The organism is Methylibium sp. (genome assembly GCF_031393925.1).
Classification (GTDB): domain Bacteria; phylum Pseudomonadota; class Gammaproteobacteria; order Burkholderiales; family Burkholderiaceae_C; genus Methylibium.
This window is the reverse complement of sequence record NZ_JANMWL010000085.1, coordinates 1-19,945: the sequence shown is the minus strand read 5'-3', so window position 1 is coordinate 19,945 and position 19,945 is coordinate 1. Positions and strand designations below refer to the sequence as shown.

Genomic DNA, 19,945 nt, shown 5'->3' with positions numbered 1-19,945 from the left:
GCCGAAAGTTGCCGACGATCCGGTTGCAGACCGCCCGTCGCATACGAAATGAAAGCGCATCGCATGACCGGCCTGCGGCCTGCGCTCACAACGCCAGCGCCACGGCCTGGCCTGCCAGCACTCCGCGCGTGAACGCCTCCTCGAACACCGAATGCGCCGACAGGTCGGCATGGGCAAAGTGCAGCCGGCCCTGGGGCGTGGCCAAGGCCGCCAGCGCCGGGTCGCCGCGCAGGCATGGCGTGGGCAGCAGCATCGCGTGGCCGTAGCGCGTCGCGTCCACGCGTTCGACCTTGCCCGGCAAGTCCGGGTGGGCGCGGGCCAGATCGACAAGCACGGCGTCGCGCCAGGCGCTCCACGGCGCATTCAGCAACCGCGCGCGCTGCGCCTGCAGCTCGGCGAGCGTCTGGCCGCCAAGCGCCCAGTAGTGCGTCAGCACCGTCGAGCCCGCAACCGGGCGCAGGCCCTGGTGCATGGCGTCCACGTAGCCGAGCGCCGGGCTGCCTGAGATCACGTTGTCCCAGGCCGGCGCGGGGCCGGGGCGGTCGAGCAGCGGCTCGCGCAGCAACAGGTTGCTCACCAGCCAGGGCGCGTAGGCCAGGCGCGGCGCCAGGTCCGCGAGCGCGGCCGGCGGTGCGTCGATCAGCCGCGCCGCGATGAACAGCGGCACGCACACGATCACGTGCTGCGCGACCCAGCGCTCGGGCTGCGCGGCGCGGGCGTTCCAGATCTCCAGCGCGACCTCGTGGCGAGACGGCGAAATGCGCGTCGCCACCCTCGCAGGCAGCGCCCTCTCGCCCAGGCCCCCCGCCAGCCGCTCGGCGAGGAAGGCATTGCCCTCGGGCCAGGTCAGCACGGCGTCGCGCGCCTCACCCGGTGCCTCGTCGCCCGGGGCGTGGAAGCCGTGGCGGCTGGCGAAGTAGTGGACCCCGGCCCAGGCCGAGACCAAGCCGGGGCCGGCGCCGTAGTCGTCGCGGCAGCAGTAGTCGAGGTAGGCGCGCAGCGTGGTGTCGGTGTAGCCGCGCGCCCCGAGCCAGACCGCAAAGCTCTGCGCGTCGAGCGCTGCGAGGCCGGCGCTCCAGCGGCTGCGCAAGGTGGGCACCGCGAAGCTGAGCTCCGATTGCAGCGCCTTCACCTCGGCCGCGAAGCGCCGCAGTTGCGCCAGCGTGTCGGCGCTCGCGTCGGCCAGCGGCAGCAGGCCCTCGTGCCAGCGGCCCGCTGCCGGCGCGCCCGCCTGCGCGGCGGATACGAACACGCGCTCCTGCGGCGCGTGGCAGAGGTGGCGCTCGTCGAACACGGTGCGGCCCAGCTCGCTGCGCGCGACGCCTATCTCATGCAGCCACTCGGCCAACTCGCGCGCCTCGGGGCCGGGCAGCGGCAGGTAGTGGGCGCCCAGCGGACAGCGCATGCCGCCCATCTGATGGCCGCGGGCGTTGCCGCCGCAGGCGTCTTCCAGCTCGAACAAGCGCAAGTCGTCGACCCCCGCCCGCCGCAGCGCGTGCGCCGCCGCGAGCCCGGCGATGCCGCCGCCGACGATGGCCACCGCGCAACGCCGTGTCGGGCCCGCGTCGGCAAGCACCGGTGACGAGGTCGGGCGCGTCCAGCGGCCGTCGCGCAACGCATGGCCGCGCTCGGCATCCGCGCCGAACCAGCCGCCCGCGATCGGCGCCGCGGCGCGCTCGCAGCCGACCAGCCAGGGCAGCGCCGTGAGCGCCGCAGCGCCGGCCAGCAGCGTGCGCCGCTGGCGGTCGATCATTGGTGAAAGCGGCCCCATTCTTCCTCGAAGGTCTGCACCAGCACCTGCGTGCTCAGGCGGTTGGGCTCGGCCGGCACGCGGGCCATGTCGGGCGGAAAGTGAAACAGCGCCGGCAGGCCGCTCACGCTCAGGAAGCGCAGGCCCTCGGGCAGGGTGCGCGGCATCGCAAAGGGCCGCCCACTCGCGATCACGAAGCCCCATTCGCCGAAGCTCGGCACATGGGCGTGATAGGGCGCGGTCGTGAGCCCGGCCGCCTCGAGCGTGGCCACCACCGTCCAGAAACTCTTGCGCGCCACCAGCGGCGAGGTGGTCTGCACGGCGGCATAACCGGAGGCCGCGAGGTGGCGCGCCAGCAGCGCATAGAAGCTGGTCGTGTAGAGCTTGCCGATGGCGTGGTTGCTCGGGTCGGGGAAGTCGACCACGATCACGTCGAACATCTCGTCGTGGCGATCGAGCCAGCCAAACGCGTCCTCGTTGACGATGCTGAGCTTGGGGGAAGCGAGCGCATGGCCGTTGAGTCTGGTCAGCAGCGGCTCGGTGGAAAAAAGCTGCGTCATCGCCGGGTCGAGTTCGACCAGGGTGATGTGCTCGACGGAGGGATGCCGGAGCACCTCGCGCACCGCCATGCCGTCGCCGCCGCCGAGCACCAGCACGCGTTTGGGCGCGCCGTGCGCGGCCATCACCGGATGCACCAGCGCCTCGTGATAGCGGTATTCGTCACGCGAGTGGAACTGCAGGTTGCCGTTGAGGAACAGGCGCACGCCCGCGCTGCCCGCGGTCACGACCAGGCGCTGGTAGGGCGAGGTGTGGCTGAAGACGATGGTGTCGCCATAGAAGCGGTCCTCGGACCAGCTCGTCAGCCGGTCGGCGCCGGCAAAGGCCGCGACCAGTACCCCGAACACCGCAGCGCAGGCCAGCGCGTGCGCGCGCCAGGCGCGCAGCTCGGCGCGAAACAGCCACAGCGCCCATACCGCCACCGCCGCATTGAGCAGCCCGAAAGCGAGGCCCGTGCGCACCAGGCCGAGCTGCGGCACCAGCAGCAAGGGAAACGCGACCGACACCGCGAGCGCGCCGAGGTAGTCGAAGGTGAGCACCTGCGAAACCAGGTCTTTGAGCGCATAGCGCTCGCGGAACTGGCGCTTGAGGATGCGCATCACCAGCGGTATCTCGAGCCCGACCAACACGCCGATCGCCATTACCAGCGCGTAGAGCAGCACGCGAAACGGCGCGCTGGCGCCCACCGGCAAAAAGCCGTGCGCCACGAACAGCGCCGCCGGCATCAGCCCGCCGATCAAACCGACCAGCAGTTCGATGCGCAGGAAGTTCGCCACCAATTGCCGCTCGACATGGCGCGACAGCCACGAGCCGATGCCCATGGCGAACAGATAGGTGCCGATCACGGTGGAGAACTGCAGCACCGAGTCGCCGAGCAGGTAGCTCGCTAGCGCGCCGGCCACCAGCTCGTAGACCAACCCGCAGGCCGCCACCACGAACACCGAGGCGAGCAGCGCGACCTCGGCCGGTCGCACGCGGGTGGCGCTCGGCGCGCCCTGGTTCGCGCTCACGAGGGCGGGGTCACCCGTGGATGGCCGCCGCCACGATGAGCCCGATCGCCAGGCACATCGCGCCCACCACGATCGCCAGCGCCGTGTTGCGCTTCTCGACGAGCTCGGACCACAGGTCGTAGGGCGTGAGCTTGTCGACGATCAGGAAGCACACCCAGAACACCGCCACGCCGATCAGCGCGTAGAGCATCGAGCCGAAGAACACGCCGGGTTTGAGCCATTCGATGCCGATCATGGTGAGCGCTCCTTGCTTGAAGAAAAAAGTCGTCGCTGGCGGCTACTTGTGCCCGCCGCCCCCGGTGGAAAAGCCACCATAAGACCCGCCGTAGCCGCGCACGCCGCCGACGCCGCCACTGGCGCGCGCGCATTGCTGGTACTCGTTGCTGGCCGCGCCATAGCTGCGCTTGAACTGGTCGCAATCATCGCGGCTGCAGCGCACCAGCGAAAACAGCAGCACCACGATGAGCAGGAACAAGGCGATGGCCGCCAGCGCGCCGGCGCCGCCCCCGGCCACCGGGCCCACGTCGCGCTGCAGCGCCGGTTGCAAGGCGGCGTCGAGCTTGAAGGCTCGCATCAGTGCCTTGGCATCGAGCGCGGCGCCGGCCGACCAGGTGAGCTCGGCGTTGGCGCCCGCGCCCGTCTGCTCGCGGTTCAGACGCTTGCCGCCGGGGCCCTGGTAGTCGGTGTTGAGGGTGCGCTGGCCGCGCTCGAGCCGCCAGTAGAACTCGCCGAGCACGTAGGTGATCTGGCCGGTGTAGCGGTCGAGCTCGCGGTAGTGCGCGCCTTGCCAGCGCACGCCGTCACCCTCGTTGGAACCAGCGCGAGGCGCACCCGTCGTCGGCCGCACCCAGCTCCAGCCGTCTTCGGCATCGACGAGGAAGGCGAAGCCCGCCGTGCGGTGGTAGAGCAGGTACTCGCGCCAGAAGCTCTGCTCGTCGTCCTCGCCCGGCTCGGGCAGGGTGCAGCGCTCCACGTAGCCGACCACCTGCCAGGGCAGCGCATCAGTCGCGCCGAGCGCGAGCGTGCCGCTCTGCCCAAGGGGGATGAGCGGCTCGCCGCCGGCCACGCCGGGCGTGTCCTGCGCGTAATGCGCCAGCGCGGCGCCGACACCCTGGGACACGTCGACCACCGCATGGCATTGCTGGCAGACGATGGAGAGCGTGCTGCTCAACTGCACCGCGAGCGCAGCGCCGCAGCTCGGGCACGCGAGGCTCTGGCCGACCAGGTCGCGCGCACTGGCGTCGCGCAGGCCGGTGAGTGCGAGCGTGGCCAACTGCAGGCCGCGGCCGACGCTCCAGCGCGGCGCCCGGCCATTGCCGTGCGCGCGCTCATCGCCGCCTTCGCTGCCTTGCAAGCCGGGGCCGTAGTCGATGCTCGCCACCTCGTCGCCGGCATTGCGCAGCTCGGCGACGCGGTGTTCGCGCTGCAGATCGGGCACGCGCGGCAGTTCGCCTTCGGCCGCGCCGATGCTCGCGGTGGTGACGCTCGCCACCGACCAGGCCTGGCGATCGATGAGGTGCTGCGCACCGACGCGCAGCGTCTCGGCGGGCGGCACGTCGGCGGGCGTCGGCGCGTCGAAGCTGATGACGTAGCCGCCGTTGTCCTCACTCAGCCAGCCGGACTTGCCGGCCTCGAACAGCGCGTGCCATTCGTTCCAGCTGCCGCCCGCGTAGCGCCACTGCAGCCGCCCGACCAGCGTAAAGCCGGCGCCCTGCCAGCGCCCGCTCGCGCCGAGCTGCAAGGGGCTGTGGTCGTCGAACAGTTCGGCGCTCTGGCCGATGCGGCGCAGCGCCTCGCCTTCACGCAGCAGGGTGCTGCGGCAAAAACCGCACACCGCGAGCGCCGACGCGGCCGAGCGGAACTCGACCGTGGCGCCGCAGTTCGGGCAGGCGGCGCGGTAGGCGCGCTGCGGTGAGGGGGCGTCGGTGGCCAAGGCTCAGGCGCTTGCCGAGGCCCTGGTGCTCACCCCGACCCGCTCCCAAAAGGAGAGGGAGTAGAGGCGGCTCATCGCGCTCAGACCAGCTTCTCGAGCAGCTCGGCCTTCTTGGCCGTGAACTCCTCGTCGGTGAGGATGCCCTTGGCCTTGAGCTCGGCAAGCTTTTCGATCGTCGCCATCACCTGGTCGGGTGCGAGCGCCGCGGGGGCGGCCGGGGCTGCCCCCGGCTGGGCGGCTCCCTGCAAGCCTTGTGACAGGTTCTGCGCCAGCACCTGGCCGAGCGCGACGCCGGCCCCCAGGCCCATGGCGTCGCCCGCAATACCGCTACCTTGGCCGCCACCCTCGGCGAACTTCGGTATTGCCTGCGCCGTCTGGTACTGCATGAACCTGCCCATGTCGCCGCCGACCATGCCCATGCCGATCTTCTGGTCGAGAACCTTCTGCAGCTCCTCGGGCAGCGAGACGTTCTGCACCGTCACGCCCTCGAGCCTCAGGCCGATCTTCTCGAAGGCCGGCGCCGCCGCGGTGGCGAGCTGTTGCGCGAACTCGACCTGGTTGGCGGCCAGGTCCAGGAACGGCACGCCGCTCGAGGCCACCGCATCCGAGATGTGCTGCAGCATCAGTGCGCGCAACTGGCCGTCGAGATCGGCGGCGGTGTAGCGCTCGCGCGTGCCGGAGATTTCGGTGTGGAACAGCTTCGGGTCGACCACGCGGTAGGCGTAATTGCCGAAGGCGCGCAGGCGCACCGCGCCGAAATCCTTGTCGCGGATGGTCACCGGCTGCGTCGTGCCCCAGCGCTGGTCGATCTGCTGGCGCGTGCTGAAGAAATACACGTCGCTCTTGAACGGCGACTCGAACAGCTTGTCCCAGTTCTTCAGGTAGGTGAGCACCGGCAGCGTCTGCGTGGTGAGCCGGTGCATGCCGGGGCCGAACACGTCGGCCACCTTGCCTTCGTTGACGAACACCGCCAGCTGCGACTCGCGCACCGTGAGCGAGCCACCGTACTGGATTTCGCGGTCGGCGACCGGGTAACGCCAAGCCAGGGTGGCGTCGCCTTCCTCCACCCACTCGATGATGTCGATGAACTGTTTCTTGATGAAATCCATCAGCGCCATGGGGCCTCCTCGGGACGTGTGGGTGCGAACACAATTGGCGTCAAGATGATAGATCGCAAGGCATGCCGCACGGTCCTTCGCAGGGCACTCGGGCGGCGTTGAAAGGCACTCGATGACGACCGACCTCTCGCTCGCCGTGGTTGGCGCCGGCCCGGTGGGCCTGGCGCTGGCGCTGCAGGCTGCGCGCGCCCTGCCCGAAGCGCGCATCACCGTGTTCGATGCACGGCCCGCCGAGCAGGACAGCGTGCGCGACCCGCGCACCTTGGCGCTCTCGCTCGGCAGCGTCCATGAGTTCGAGCGCCTGGGCGTATGGGCGGACATCGCGCCGGCCAGCACGCCGATCCGCGCGGTGCATGTCTCGCAGCAGCAGCCGGCCTTGCTGCCCGAGCTGCTGCGCCTGCCGCAGGCCGAACTGCTGCTCACGGCGGCCGAGTGCGGCGTCGAGCAGCTCGGCGCGGTGGTGAGCCATGGTGCGCTGGTGGGGCCGCTGCAGGCCGCCTGGCTCGAAGCAGTGGCGCGCGAACCCGAGCGCCTGGCGGCGCGCTTTGCCAGCCCGGTGGCGGCCATCAAACAGGTGAGCGGCGGCGTCGAGGTCGATTGCGCCGTCGCCGAGCGCTTCGACCTGGCGGTGGTGGCCGAAGGCGGCGTGTTCGCCACGCAGGCGCGCAAGGCCCTCGCGCATGACTACGGCCAGACCGCATGGGTCGGCCAGGTGACGCTCACCGATGCCGACCCGGCGCACGCCGGCACCGCTTACGAGCGCTTCACGCCCCAGGGCCCGGCCGCGCTGTTGCCGCTGCCGGCCCAGGACGGCGCGGCGCGCGCCGCGCTGGTGTGGTGCGTGCAGGCCGGCGACGACCCGGTGCGCGATCTCGACGACGCGCAGCGCCTGGCGGTGCTCAACCACGTGTTCCACCCGAGCGTCGGGCGCTTGACGGCGATCACGCCGCTGAAGCACTTTGCACTCGGCCTCAACGCCGAGCGCACCTTGGTCGACGGCCGCACGGTGCGCATCGGCAACGCCGCGCAGACGCTGCACCCGGTGGCCGGCCAGGGCCTCAATCTGGGCCTGCGCGACGCGCACGCGCTGGTCACGGCCTTGCAGCGCGAGCCTGACATTGCCAAGGCCTTGTCCAAAGTCGAGTGGCAGCGCGCACCCGACCGCTGGGCGCTCATCGCCGCGACCGATTTCCTCGCGCGCAGCTTCACCTGGCGGCTGCCCGGCCTGGCCAGCGCGCGCGGCCTGGGCCTCGCGGCGCTGCAGCGGCTCGCGCCGGCCAAGCGCTTGCTGGCAAGGCAGATGATGTTCGGCTGGCGCTGAGGCGCCACGCTGCTCAGTGGGGCAGCACGCGGTGCGACAAGGCCGGCAGTTGCGCGCGCACCTGTGCAATCCGCCCGGCATCCAGCTCGGCCAGCACCACACCTTCGCCATCGGCCTCGCGCACCGCGAGCACCTCGCCCCACGGCCCGACGGCCATCGTGTGGCCCCAGGTGCGACGGCCGTTCTCGTGCCGTCCGCCCTGGGCCGGCGCGAGCACGAAGCACTGGTTCTCGACCGCGCGCGCGCGCAGCAGCAGCTCCCAGTGCGCCTGCCCGGTCGGGTAAGTAAAGGCCGAAGGCACCAGCAGCAGGTCGCAGGGCGGCTCGGCGAGCGCGCGGTACAGCTCGGGGAATCGCAGGTCGTAGCAGATCGACAGGCCGACCCGCCAGGCACCGCCCGAGCGGTCGTGCAAGGTGAGGGCCACCGGCTTGCTGCCGGCGTCGAGCGTGGCGGCCTCGTCGTAGCGCCGCTCGCCGTCGTCGAAGCGAAACAGGTGGATCTTGTCGTAGCGGGCCGCCAGCGTGCCGTCGGGCGCGAACACCAGGCTCGCGTTGTGCGCGCGCTCGGTGCGGCCGTCGACCCGCAATGGCAAGGTGCCGCCCACCAGCCACACGCCGTTGGCGCGCGCGCTCGCCGCCAGCATCGCCTGGATCGGCCCGTCGCCGGGCGCTTCGGCGTGCGCGAGCTTGTCGGTGTCGCGCTCGCCCATCAGGCAAAAGTACTCGGGCAGCGCCACCAGCTCGGCCCCGGTCGCGGCCGCCTCGGCGATCAAGGCGGCGGCGCGCGCCAGGTTGTCGGCCACGCGCGGCGTGGAAAGCATCTGCACGGCGGCGATCTTCACGGCGCTGACTCCTGGGGTGAGAACGGTGCGGATGCTGCCGTCGCAGGCGCCGACGCCGGCTCGTCGAGCGAAGGCACGGGGTCGCGCAGCTTGCGCTCGATGCGCTCGACCTTGGGGGCGGCCCACGGCCCGGTGACATGGAACTCTCGCGTGCCGGCTTCGCCGATCGGGCGGCGCAGCAACCATTGTGCGACGAAGGCACCGATGCCGAGCGCCGGGTTGATGGCCGCGAACGCCAGCGAAGCCGTGCCCGTGTTGATCTCCGGCACCACCCACACGCGCAGGTCCTGTGTCTCGCGCTCGATGTCGGCGCTGCCTTCCATGAGCACCACCGCCTGCACGCCGCGCATGCGCAGGTTGCGCGTGCTCGCCACGCCGCTGGCGATGTTCACGTCGCCCCCGACGCTGTCGAACGCGAAGCCTTCCTGGAACACGTCGCGAAAGTCGAGCAACAGGCGGCGCGGCAGCGCCTGCAGGCTCAGCACACCCAGCAACTTGGCGATGCCGGGGTCGGCCTTGAGGAACTGGCCGCGGTCGAGTGCCACGTTGACGGTGCCGGAGAGGCTCGGGTAGTCGATCTCGAGCGGCGAGCCGAGCCAGTTCAACCGGCCGGTGAGGCGACCCTTGGCGCCGCGCAGCACCTCGCCCTGGCCGAGCCGTGCGAGCAGGGCGCCGCCGTCGGCGACCTCGAGCTTGAAGTCGAGCAGCGCCCGCCGACGCGCACCGGCCGTCGAGCCGGGCAGCCACTGGCCGATAGCGCTGAACTGCGCCTCGGGCATGTCGAGACGAAACTTGCTCAGGCGCCATTCGCGCCCGGCGGCGTCGCGGCTGGTCGATTCGCGCGCGGCAGCGTCGCGGCCGGGTACGGACTCGCTTTCGCGGTTCTGCGCCTCGATCTCCAGGCGGCCCAGGCGCTTGCCGCGCAGCTCGAAATCCTCGACCACGATGTCGAGCGCCGGCACGCTGCTCGGCGACGCCTGGTCGAGCAGCACGCTCACCGCGTCGTCTTCGCCCTCGGGCAGCGACAGCCGCGACAGCCGCGCGTAGACGCGCCCGGCAGCGTCGCCCGAGCGCTGGACCGCGGGGCGGTATTCGCCGTAGCCGCTGAGTTCGGCAGCGTCGAGGTTGAGCCGCCACACGCCGGCCTCGCCCCCGATGCCGATGCCGCGCGAAACGCCGGCCACCAGCCGCGAGAGCTTGCGCCCGCCGACGCTCAGCTCTTGCGCACGCAGCGCCAGCGTGGTGGGCGCGTAACCGGCGGCTACCGCGCCGCCAGCGCCAGCATCGGCAGCCGCGCCGCCCGCCGGGCCGGCGGCCAGGACATCCTGCCAGGCGTCGAGGTCCAGTTGCGCCAGCGTAAGCGCGGCGCTCACGCCGTCGGGTGGCTGCGGCGCCGGCTCATGCACGCCGACGCCGCCGCGCAGCACGCGTGGGCCCTGCGGCGCCAGTTCACGCTGCCACTGCGCGTCCACCACGCGAGCGCCTTCAGCGCCGAGCTCCAGGCGCAACTGGTCGCGCGGCAGTGCAGCGTTGCCGGCCGACTCCGGCAACAGGCTCGCCTGCACGCGCAGCGGCAGGCTTTGTGCCGCGGTCTTGCCCAGCGGCACCGGCAGGTCGGACGACAGGCCGACCAGGCTGCTGGTGAGCTGCCATTCGAGCTGGCCGCGCACCACGCCGAGCGCCAGGCGATACGCGGTCTGGCCGCCGAGGTGCGTGGCGGCGCGCGCCAGAGCGCCCAGCTCGGGGGTGCGCCGCAGGCCGTCGGCGCTGGCGCTGCCCTGCAGGGTGAAGCGCAGGCTGCCGTCGCCCTGGCGAGCGCCGTCAATGCCGAGTTCGCCGCCGAGCGCGCGGGCGCTGCCCGCCTCGAGCGCGAAACTGTCATCGCCAAAGCTGATGCGGGCCTTGGCGTCGGCGAGCAGTGGCACGTCCGGCCGCAGCCGCAGGTCGTTGCCGGCCAGCAGCAGCTGGCCGCGCACGCGCGTGCCCTTGCCCTCGCCGCCGAGCGGAATGTCCAGCGCCAGTTGCAGATCAATCGGCGCCTGGTGGGTGCCGGGTGCCGAGGCCTTGGTCAGCGCGCCGTCGATCCAGCCGCCGACCGGTGTGGCATTGACGAAGCGCAGCGCGTCGTCGAGCGGGCCGCGGCCGCTGCCTTCGACGCTGAGCGAGGCCTGGTCCGACAGGTTGCGGATGCCGCCGCGGATGCGCGTGAACTGCAAGGCGCCGCTGCCCACGGTTGGCAACCGCGCCTGCAGGTTGCGCAACTCCATCGAGCGCTTGTCGAACACCAGCTCGCCCTTCACGTCGGCGAACGCCGGCCAGGGAGGGTGCGCGTCGAGCGCGGCGCCGGGCTGGTTCCAGTCGGGGTCGCCGGGGAGGTAGGCGAAGCGCACGCCTTCAAGCTGGGCGGCGATGCGGAACTCGCCCGGCGCCGACGCGAACGGAAAGCCGCGCAGGTCGCCGCGCACCTTGAAGTCGACCGTGCGCGCCTGCCCGCCCTGCACCGCGCGCTCGACGTACCTGCGCACCGGACTGCCCAGCGCGAGCGGCAGGTAGCGCGCCACGCGCGTGGCATCGGCCTGCACCAGCTGGCCGCTGAGATTGAGCACGCCGGGAAAGCGCCCGCTGCCGTCGGGCAGGGCAGCGCCGCTGGACCACTGCGCATCGAAGCTGGCCCGCGCATCGGCGTTGGCCAGGCGCGCATCGCGCGCGCGCAGCTCGATGCGCGAGGGCGCGCCATCGCGGCCGGCATCGATGCGCCACACCAGGCGGGTGTCCAGTCGCTCGAGCGGCACGCGCGGCAGCTCGAACACGCCGGGGAACTCGAGCGCGCCGTCGCGCAGGGCAACCAGCGCCTCGCCGCCGGCTTCGGTGGCGCTCAGGTCGACGTCGGCGCCCTGCACACCAGGGCGGCCCGGGCCGGCCAGCGGCGTGTTGGCGGGCACGGCGGCAAGCACGGGTTTGAGCGCGGGGGCGTTGGCGGATGCCGCCTTGTATGCGCTGGAAGCGGAGGCAGACGCGGGCACGGCTGCGAGCACGGCTTTAGGCACGGGGGCGTTGGCGGATGCCGCCTTGTAGGCGGCGGAGGCGGCAGCAGACGCGGGCACGGCGGCGGCGAGCACGGGCACGGCAGCCGCAGCCGCGTCACCCACCGGCTGCGCCGCCAGCGCCAGCCCGCGCACGCGCGCCTTGACAAGAAAACGCGAGGGCGCTTCGAGCGGGCCTTCCCAGCGCGCCTCGACCGCGCTGGCAATGCCCTGCGGCGCCAGGCTGGCGATGTGGTCCTGTAGACCGGCGCCGACCCAGGGCGCGGGCAGGCGGCTCGCAATCCGCGCCAACAGCGCCAGGTCGAGCCGCGGCGAGCGCAATTCGCCGCCGGCCAGCGCGCCGTTCGCGTCGAGCCGCCAGCGCAGGCTCACGTCGTCGGCCGGCCAGTCCATGCCGTCGGCGGTGACGAAGCTAAAGCGCCGCGCTTCGATCTCGCCGCCCGGCGCCTCGAGGGGCGCCGGGCCAAAGCCGGCGGCCGGCACCCCCGCGCTGCCGGTGGCGGTGGTGGTGCCGACGCGCCCGGCGAGCCGCCCGTCGATGCGTGCAAAGGCCAGCGGCTGCAGGTCGCCGGAGGGCTGCAGCGACACCTCGCGCAGCGCCAGGTCGGCGGTGAGCGCGGTCCAGCGCGCGTCGCTCACGTCGAGCCAGGCGCGCAGCGCGCCGTGCCCCTGGCTCACGCCGAACGGCAGTTCGAGCGCGCCGCGCAGGGCCGCGAGGTCGAGCGCGGGCAGCTCGGCATAGACGCTGCCGCGCCAGCGGCGCCAATCACCCGCGCGCGCCAACACCGCGCCGTCGGCGCGGGCCTCGGCGTCGGCCAGCAGGGCTTGCGTGAAGCGGCCTCGCAACGAGAAACGTTGGCCCCAGGCGGGCGGCGGCGTGGCATCCAGGCGCAGCGCGTGGGCCCTCACGCCGTTGCGTGCCACCAGGTCGACGTCGGTAAGGACCACCGGCGCGGCCGGCCGCAGTGCATCGCTCCAGCTCAGCGTGCCGGCGCGGATGACGAACTCGGGCTGGCTGAAGAACCAGTCGGCGCCGCCCCCGCCTTCACCGCCGGTGCCCGGCTCGATGGCCACGCCGGCCACGAAGATGCGGCCCTGGGCGTCGCGTCGCGCCTCCAGGCGCGGCCCGTCGATGACGAGCTGTGCGAAGCGCAGTTGCCAACGACCGTCCCAGCCGGGCAGCAGCGAGCCGGGCGAAAGCACCGCGCGCACCAGCGGCAGCCGCAGTGCCTCGCGCGGCGCGGCACCGTCGCCGCGGTCGGGCTCGTGCAGCACCACGTCGCGCAGCTCGACCGCGCCGTCCAGGCGCAGGCCGCGGCCGCCGTCGCCGACGCGAATCGTGCCGATCTGCACACGCAGGCCCAAAGCGCCGCTGAGGCGCATCTCCACCTGGGGGCGCCACTGATCGATACGCGGCAGAATCGCCCAGCGGAGAGCGAGCCACGCCGTCATCACGATGCCTAAGGCGACGAGCGCGCCGATCACCAGCCAGCGCAGCGTCGCCAGACCGGCAGCGTGCCAAGGCCGGCGACTCACGGCAAGGGCGCGGTCCGCAGGAGCGGCAGCAGGGTCTGGAGGCGGGATGGGCAGCATCGGAGCAAGAAGAGTCGGCACGGGACGATCGCGCCCGCGTTGCGGCCATGCACGACGCTCGCCGTGCGGGCCGGCCGCTTCGCCGCCCGGCATCCTAAGCGCGCCCGAGCTTGGTACAGACCCCAGGCCACCGCGATGGGTTCCCTGCGCGCAGCAACCGTGAACAAGGCCCACGCCACGGCCACGGCCGGTGACGCATCCGCCGGACACTCGCGCTTCGTGCAGCGGGTCCGGCGGCGTTACGCGGGCGAGCTGCACCTGTTGGCGGCTGGCGCACCGTCGCGCGAGGCGATCGATGCGGTGCTCGACGCCTTGCTGGCGGGCGGGCGGCCGCTGCCCGCGGCCTTGCGCGTGACACGCCAGTTGGTGATCGAGCGGCTCGCGGTGCTCGACGTGCAGGCCCGGGCGCCGCTGGCGACGGTGGTAGGCACGATGACCTTGCTGGCCGAGCGCTCGCTCGAGCATGCGCTGACGCAAGCGCTGGCCGAGCAGGATGCGCGCCACGGCGCACCGCTCAAGCCCGACGGCGCCCGCGCGGCCTTCTGGGTGCTGGGCATGGGCAAGCTCGGCGGGCGCGAACTCAATGTCTCGTCCGACATCGACCTGATCTACGTCTACGACGAAGACGGCGCCACGGCCGGCGGTGGCAGCCACGGTGTGCTGAGCAACCACGAATATTTCAGCCAGGTGGCGCGCACGCTCTACGCGCTGATCGGCGAGACCACCGACGACGGCCAGGTGTTTCGCGTCGACCTCGCGCTGCGGCCCAACGGCAACTCCGGCCCGCCGGTGGTGAGCCTGGCGATGCTGGAGGAATACTTTCTCGTGCAGGGCCGCGAATGGGAACGCTTCGCCTGGCTCAAGAGCCGCATCGTCGCGCCGGCCGCAGCGCTGGGCAGCCCCGCGTCGCTGGCGCTGCGCGACGTGGTGGTGCCGTTCGTGTTCAGGCGCTACCTCGACTACGGCGTGTTCGAAGGCCTGCGCCAACTGCACCGCAAGATCCGCGACGAGGCGGCCCGGCGCGCGGCCGGGCGACCCGAGCGGGCCAACGACGTGAAGCTCTCGCGCGGCGGCATCCGCGAGATCGAGTTCATCGTGCAGCTGCTGCAGGTGGTGCGCGGCGGGCAGTTCCCGGAGCTGCGCTCACGCTCGACACTCACTGCGCTTGAGCGACTGGCCGCCGTCGGCCTGATGAAGCCCGCCACCGCCGGGCGGCTCGGCGAGGCCTACCGCTTCCTGCGCCGGCTCGAACACCGCATCCAGTACCTCGACGACCAGCAGACGCATTTGCTGCCGACCGACGACGCCGACCTCGCGTGGCTGGCGGCGTCGATGCAACTGGTGTGCGACGCCGACACCTGCGAGCTGCTCGACACGCTCGGTGCCCACCGCGAGTTCGTCGCGACCGAGTTCGACGCCCTGCTGCATGACGGCCGCACCCCCGCGCCGGGTGCCGGCGGCTGCAAGAACTGCGGCGGCCTGCCCCAGCCGGTCGACAGCGCCGCCTTCATCGAGGCGCTGCCCTCGGCGGTCGCCACGCGCGTGCAAACCTTCTGCGCCGCACCCAAGGTCGCGCTGCTGCGCGACGAAACCAAGCTGCGGCTGGCGCGCCTGATCGGGCGCGCTGTCAAGGCGGTCGACGACGGGCAGCTCGGCGAGGCCGCATCGAAGGACGTCCAAGCGCGCTACGTGCCCGTGCTGCGCTTCATCGACTGGCTCGAGCCGCTGCTGCGCCGCGAGAACTACCTCGCGCTGCTGGTCGAACGCGGCGAGGTGCTGGTGCGCCTGCTCGGCCTGCTCGGCCTGGCGCGCTGGCCGATGCACTACCTGATGCGCCACCCCGGCGTGATCGACGAGTTGGCCGACGTGCGCGCGCTGCAGGGCCGCTTCGAGCGCAGCGCCTACCTGCGCGAGCTGAACGAGCGCCACAGCGCCTGGACGCGCGGCGGCCAGGCCGACGAGGAGTCGCTGCTCGACACTCTGCGCCGCGCCCACCACGCCGAGGTGTTTCGCACCCTGGTGCGCGACGTCGAAGGCCAGTTGACGGTCGAGCAGGTGGCCGACGACCTGTCGGCGCTGGCCGACGCCACGCTCGACTGCACCATCCGCTGGGCCTGGCAGCATTTGAAGCAGCGCCACCGCGACGACCCGCGCTTCGCCGTGGTCGCCTACGGCAAGCTCGGCGGCAAGGAACTCGGCTACGGCTCCGACCTCGACGTGGTGTTCCTGTTCGACGACGCCGACGAACCCGACACCGACCGCGCCGCCGAGGTCTATGCCGCCTTCACCAGAAAGCTCATCACCTGGTTGACCTTGCGCACCGCGGCCGGCGAGCTGTTCGACATCGACACCGCGCTGCGGCCCAACGGCAACTCGGGGCTGCTGGTCACGTCCATCACCGCCTTCGAGCGCTACCAGGGCCAGCGCGGCAGCAACACCGCCTGGACCTGGGAGCACCAGGCGATCACGCGGGCGCGCTGGTGCGCCGGTGAGCCGTCGCTCGCGCCGCGCGTCGAGGCGGTGCGCCGCGCCGTGCTGGCCGCGCCACGTGATGCTGCGCTGCTGCTCGCCGAGGTGCGCACGATGCGCGAGCGCGTGCGTGCCGCGCATCCGCGGCGCGGCCGCGACGGCACGTTGCACTTCGACGTGAAGCACGGCGAGGGCGGCATGATGGACGTGGAGTTCGCGGTGCAGGCGCTGGTGCTCGCGCACAGCGCCGCGCACCCGGCGCTGCAAGAAGACCTCGGCAACATCGCGCTGCTGCGGCTGGCCGAACAAGCCGGCTTGCTGCCGGCGGGCGTCGGCAGCGCGGCGGCCGACGCCTACCGCGAGCTGCGCCGTGTCCAGCACCGCGCCCGCCTCGACGAGGCGCCGACGCAGTTCGATGACGCGGCATTCGAGCGCGAGCGCGCCGCGGTGTGCTCGCTCACGCGCGGCGTCTTTGGCTGAGGTCCCGCGGCACGGGCGCGGCGCATCGGCGGCGCCGTCGTCGGTCAAGCAAGCGGGCCTTGCAGGCGTCACCGCGCCTGCGCGCTGCGGCGCGGCCGTGGTGCCACCGCGATGACTCCTCTCGCGTTTCCCGGCACACCGGCGCAACGCCACGGCACCGCGCTCTGGTGCCTGGTTGGCGTGCTGCTCGTGCTGCCCAGCCTGTTAGCGGCGGGTCAGGCCGGTGCGGCGCGCGTGCTGGACTGGCAGCCCACGCTCTGGAGCAGCGAGCCGTGGCGCTGGTGGAGCGCGGCCTGGGTGCATCTGAGCCGGCTGCACCTGCTGGCCAACCTGGCCGGCGCGCTGCTCGTCGTGGCGCTCGGCGTGGCTGCGCGCGTGCCACCGCGGGCCGCGTTGGCCTGGTCGCTGGCCTGGCCGCTCACCTACCTGGGCTTGCTGTTGCAACCCGCGCTCACGAGCTATGGTGGCCTGTCGGGCGTGCTGCATGCGGGCCTGGCCGTGGTGGCGGTGGCGCTGCTGCGCCGCGCGGTTCGCGCCGAGCGGCGGCTCGGCGCGGCAATTGCCGCGGTGCTCACGCTCAAGCTGCTCGGCGAGGCGGCGTGGCGTGGCCCGCTCTCGTATCCAGACGGCTGGGACATCGCGGTGGCGCCGCTCGCGCACGCCAGCGGCGCGGTGGCCGGTGCGCTGCTCGCCTGGGCGCTGCTTCGTCAGTCGCGGATGCGGCGCACCAGCGACGTGGTGGAGTAGCCGTCTACGAAAGGGATCGCCAGCGCGCGGCCGCCCCAACCGCGCACCAGCGCCGTCTCGGCGAGCGTTTCCATGTCGTAGTCGCCGCCCTTGACGTAGAGGTCGGCGCGCACCAGCGCCAGCAGCGCAACCGGCGTGGGCTCGTCGAACAAGGTCACCAGGCTCACGCTCTCGAGCGACGCCAGCACCACGGCGCGGTCGGCCTCGCCGTTGAGCGGCCGATCGGGTCCCTTGCCGAGACCACGCGCCGAAGCGTCGCTGTTGAGGCCGATCACCAGGCTTGCGCCGAGCGCGCGCGCCTGCGCCAGGTAGGTGACATGGCCGCGGTGCAGCAGGTCGAACACGCCGTTGGTGAACACCAGCGGGCGCTCGAGCGTGGCCAGGCGTTGGTGCAGCATGTCGCGCACGCAGAGCTTGTCGTAGAAGGCCGGTAGATCCATCGCTGGATTGTCGCGCGGGCGCCTGGGATGGCAGCGCTGCGCAGCCGCGCCAAGCTCGCGACGGGGCCAGCGGCTCTGCTCGAGCAGGAGGTCTGCGCAGTGGCGACCGCGCTCGAGCGGTGCGCCAATGGCGCGGCGTGCCCAGGACACCAGCCTGTGCGCCGCGGCCACGCCTGGCCGGCATCGGTGGCCTGGCGCAAGGCGCTGCGCGCGACCAGGCCGCCCAGGCCGAGGGTCGCCTCGCTCGCCAGGCGCGCGACGCCCTGCCAGTCGGCGTGCGCGCCGGGCCCGTTCATGTGTCGGATGCGCCAATGAAAACGGCCCGCGATCGCGGGCCGTCGGTGCGCCGGGGTGGCGCGCGAGTGGGTTAGTTCACGCCGGTTGCGGGCCTGCCGTGCCGCCCGCCGCCTTGGCGGCAGTGGCGGCGACGCGGGCGGTCATTTCCTTGCGAAAGCGGTTGAGCTCCTGAACGCTCGCGAAGCTGCGCTCCATCAGCAGGCTCATGTTGTGCAGGATGCGCTCGACGACCTTGCTTTCCCACACGCTGTCGAACTGGATCTGCGTGTCGAGCCACTGTTCGAGCCACTCGGGGTCGGGCACGCGCGACTGGATGGTGTCGCGCGGAAACAGCGCCTGGTTCACGTGCAGGTTGGTCGGGTGCAGCGCCTGCGCGGTGCGTCGCGCACTCGCCATGAGCACGCCGACCTTGGCGAACGCGGCCCGGGCCTCGTCGCCGAACTTGTGCATGGCGCGCTTCATGTAGCGCAGGTAGGCGCCGCCGTGGCGTGCTTCGTCGCGTGCCAGTGTTTCGTAAATCGCCTTGATGACCGGCTCGGTGTGCCATTCGGCGGCGCGCCGGTACCAGTGGTTCAGGCGGATCTCGCCACAAAAATGCAGCATCAGCGTCTCCAGCGCCGGCGCCGGGTCGAACTCGAAGCGCACTTCGTGCAGCTCGGCCTCCGTGGGCACGAAGTCAGGCCGAAAGCGCCGAAGGTATTCCATCAGTACCAACGAATGCTTCTGCTCTTCGAAGAACCACACGCTCATGAACGCCGAGAAATCGCTGTCGTCGCGGTTGTCGCGCAAGAACATTTCAGTGGCCGGCAGCGCCGCCCACTCGGTGATGGCGTTCATCTTGACCGTCTGCGCCTGCTCCTCGGAGAGCAGTGTGGTGTCGAACTGGCTCCACGGAATGTCCGTGTCCATGTTCCAACGCACCGCTTCGAGCTGTTTGAAGAGTTCCGGATAAAGCATGTGATGGCCCTCGTTGAGGCTCTGGTGATTCTAGGGGTCGCCCATGACAAGCACGCACCATGACCTCTTTTGAACCCCCTACGCGGGGGGCGTCGGTCTGGATGCGGCCGGCCCGGCGCCGGGCAACCCTAAACGCGCTCGGACCGCCAACGCTGCGCTTCGGCAGCGATGCGCGTGAGCGAGTCGAGCGCCCGCACGCCAGGGGTCGGGCGGCGGTGCAGCACCGGCGCCGCGCCGCCGGCCCAGACCTCGACCCCCCGCGGCAGCTTGTCGCGCAGCTCGGCCAGGCCTTCGGTCACCGTCGCCGGAGTCAGTACCGAGGTGAAGCTCAACGCCACGATGTCGGCACACTGCGCCGTCGCCGCCAGCACGATGTCCCAGACCGGGGTCTGCGTCCCCAGGCTCACGCACCGGCAGCCTTCGAGCGCCAGCAGCACCTCGGCCATCAGCAGGCCGATCGAATGCGGCTCGTTCGGAAAGGTGGTGAGCAGTACGCGCGGCCGACTGGCTGCCTCGGGCGCGGGCATGCCGTTGAGCGCATTGCGCAGCGCCGCGTGGATTTGCTCGGTGTAGAGATGCTCCTCGAAGATCTCGAGGTGGCCGCGCATCCAGGTGTCGCCGACCAGCGTATTGAGGGGTGACAAGACTTCAATCACGAAGCGCCCCAGGCCGAGCCGTAGTTGCGCGCTCAGCAACTGGCGACGCAGCCCCTGGACATCATGAGCACGCACCAGGTCGATATACAGCCGCAGGTCGGGCGCCGCGATCACGGCGCCAGCGCCATTCGTGGCGCCCAGGCTGTGCTCGCACAGGCCCAGCAGTTCTTCGAGCGGCTGCGGCACGATTCGACCGGGCCGGTGGCCGGCGTCCATCAGACGCTTGATGACGCGCAGCTTTTCCACCTGGTCGAGCGGGTAGGCACGCTCGGCCAGGGCGTCGCGCCCAGGCGTCGGGAAGCCATAGCGCCGCTCCCAAACGCGCAAGGTGTCCTTGGAGAGGCCCGTGTTGCGCTCGACGGCCGCGATGGACAGCGTAATGGGTCGCATCGACGGCGAAGCAGCCTCACTCACCGGCACATTCAGGGTTGGATGGGCCAAAATCGAAGCAGGATAATTTGTCTTGGACAATTTGTTGAAATTTTCGCTTGTTCTGACTAATATAGGCTTAATTAAATTGAATGCCCAGGACAAACATAGGACTTCAATGCGAACTTCCGCTGACCTCGAACACGCGCAAGCGCACCCGATCGCCACGGTCGCAAAGGCCCTGGGCTTGGCCGCCTTGATGTCGTTGGCGCCCACCGCGCAGGCCGCCTGCAGCGCGCTGCTTGACCGCAGCTTCGCGCGCCTGCAAGACGAAAAACCGCAGGACCTGTGCCAGTACGCCG

At 71.7% G+C, this 19,945-nt stretch carries 13 protein-coding genes and 1 pseudogene; 4 read left to right on the top strand and 10 right to left on the bottom strand.

The window, feature by feature from the left end; all coding sequences use genetic code 11:
* Positions 1–85 precede the first annotated feature (85 nt).
* From RMO12_RS05350 to RMO12_RS05330, 5 genes are all read right to left on the bottom strand, one after another.
* Positions 86–1,753, bottom strand: a complete 1,668-nt coding sequence (locus tag RMO12_RS05350) for an FAD-dependent oxidoreductase (RefSeq protein ID WP_309638493.1) — start codon at positions 1,751–1,753, stop codon at positions 86–88.
* Complete coding sequence (locus tag RMO12_RS05345) at positions 1,750–3,318, bottom strand: polyamine aminopropyltransferase (RefSeq protein ID WP_309638492.1); 1,569 nt, start codon at positions 3,316–3,318, stop codon at positions 1,750–1,752. Before RMO12_RS05345 ends, RMO12_RS05350 begins: the two co-directional genes overlap by 4 nt.
* A gap of 10 nt (positions 3,319–3,328) precedes the next feature.
* Positions 3,329–3,550: a DUF350 domain-containing protein gene (locus RMO12_RS05340; protein WP_405029623.1), complete on the bottom strand. Its 222-nt coding sequence runs from the start codon at positions 3,548–3,550 to the stop codon at positions 3,329–3,331.
* Between the two features lie 45 nt (positions 3,551–3,595).
* Positions 3,596–5,251, bottom strand: a complete 1,656-nt coding sequence (locus RMO12_RS05335) for a DUF4178 domain-containing protein (protein WP_309638491.1) — start codon at positions 5,249–5,251, stop codon at positions 3,596–3,598.
* Positions 5,252–5,331: 80 nt separating this feature from the next.
* The gene (locus tag RMO12_RS05330) at positions 5,332–6,369 is read right to left on the bottom strand and encodes an SPFH domain-containing protein (RefSeq protein ID WP_309625575.1); all 1,038 of its coding nucleotides are present in this window, start codon (positions 6,367–6,369) and stop codon (positions 5,332–5,334) included.
* Positions 6,370–6,481: 112 nt separating this feature from the next.
* Between RMO12_RS05330 and RMO12_RS05325 the strand changes: the two genes are divergently transcribed.
* Positions 6,482–7,690, top strand: coding sequence for an FAD-dependent monooxygenase (locus RMO12_RS05325; protein ID WP_309625574.1), 1,209 nt, complete (start codon positions 6,482–6,484; stop codon positions 7,688–7,690).
* A 13-nt stretch (positions 7,691–7,703) separates the two neighbouring features.
* Here the strand turns inward: RMO12_RS05325 and RMO12_RS05320 are convergent, their stop codons facing one another.
* Together RMO12_RS05320 and RMO12_RS05315 are read right to left on the bottom strand one after the other, a co-directional pair.
* Positions 7,704–8,531, bottom strand: coding sequence for a carbon-nitrogen hydrolase family protein (locus RMO12_RS05320; protein ID WP_309638490.1), 828 nt, complete (start codon positions 8,529–8,531; stop codon positions 7,704–7,706).
* Positions 8,528–13,111: an AsmA-like C-terminal region-containing protein gene (locus RMO12_RS05315; protein ID WP_309638489.1), complete on the bottom strand. Its 4,584-nt coding sequence runs from the start codon at positions 13,109–13,111 to the stop codon at positions 8,528–8,530. Before RMO12_RS05315 ends, RMO12_RS05320 begins: the two co-directional genes overlap by 4 nt.
* Before the next feature lie 192 nt (positions 13,112–13,303).
* Here RMO12_RS05315 and glnE point away from each other — a divergent pair, with 192 nt between their 5' ends.
* Positions 13,304–16,117, top strand: coding sequence for a bifunctional [glutamate--ammonia ligase]-adenylyl-L-tyrosine phosphorylase/[glutamate--ammonia-ligase] adenylyltransferase (gene glnE, locus RMO12_RS05310; protein WP_309638488.1), 2,814 nt, complete (start codon positions 13,304–13,306; stop codon positions 16,115–16,117).
* A 111-nt stretch (positions 16,118–16,228) separates the two neighbouring features.
* Positions 16,229–16,864, top strand: coding sequence for a rhombosortase (gene rrtA / locus RMO12_RS05305; protein WP_309638487.1), 636 nt, complete (start codon positions 16,229–16,231; stop codon positions 16,862–16,864).
* Here the strand turns inward: rrtA and RMO12_RS05300 are convergent.
* The 3 genes from RMO12_RS05300 to RMO12_RS05290 all read right to left on the bottom strand — a co-directional run bounded on the left by RMO12_RS05300 (position 16,825) and on the right by RMO12_RS05290 (position 19,604).
* On the bottom strand, positions 16,825–17,304 hold the full coding sequence (locus tag RMO12_RS05300; RefSeq protein ID WP_309638486.1) for an adenylyltransferase/cytidyltransferase family protein: 480 nt from the start codon (positions 17,302–17,304) through the stop codon (positions 16,825–16,827). The genes rrtA and RMO12_RS05300 overlap by 40 nt on opposite strands.
* Positions 17,305–17,676: 372 nt before the next feature.
* Positions 17,677–18,558, bottom strand: coding sequence for a ferritin-like domain-containing protein (locus tag RMO12_RS05295; protein ID WP_309638485.1), 882 nt, complete (start codon positions 18,556–18,558; stop codon positions 17,677–17,679).
* 128 nt (positions 18,559–18,686) lie between these two features.
* Entirely contained in the window at positions 18,687–19,604 is a 918-nt protein-coding gene (locus RMO12_RS05290) for a MerR family transcriptional regulator (protein WP_309638484.1), read from the bottom strand.
* A 157-nt stretch (positions 19,605–19,761) separates the two neighbouring features.
* Here RMO12_RS05290 and RMO12_RS05285 point away from each other — a divergent pair.
* A pseudogene (locus tag RMO12_RS05285) lies at positions 19,762–19,945 on the top strand (hypothetical protein); the annotation flags it as partial.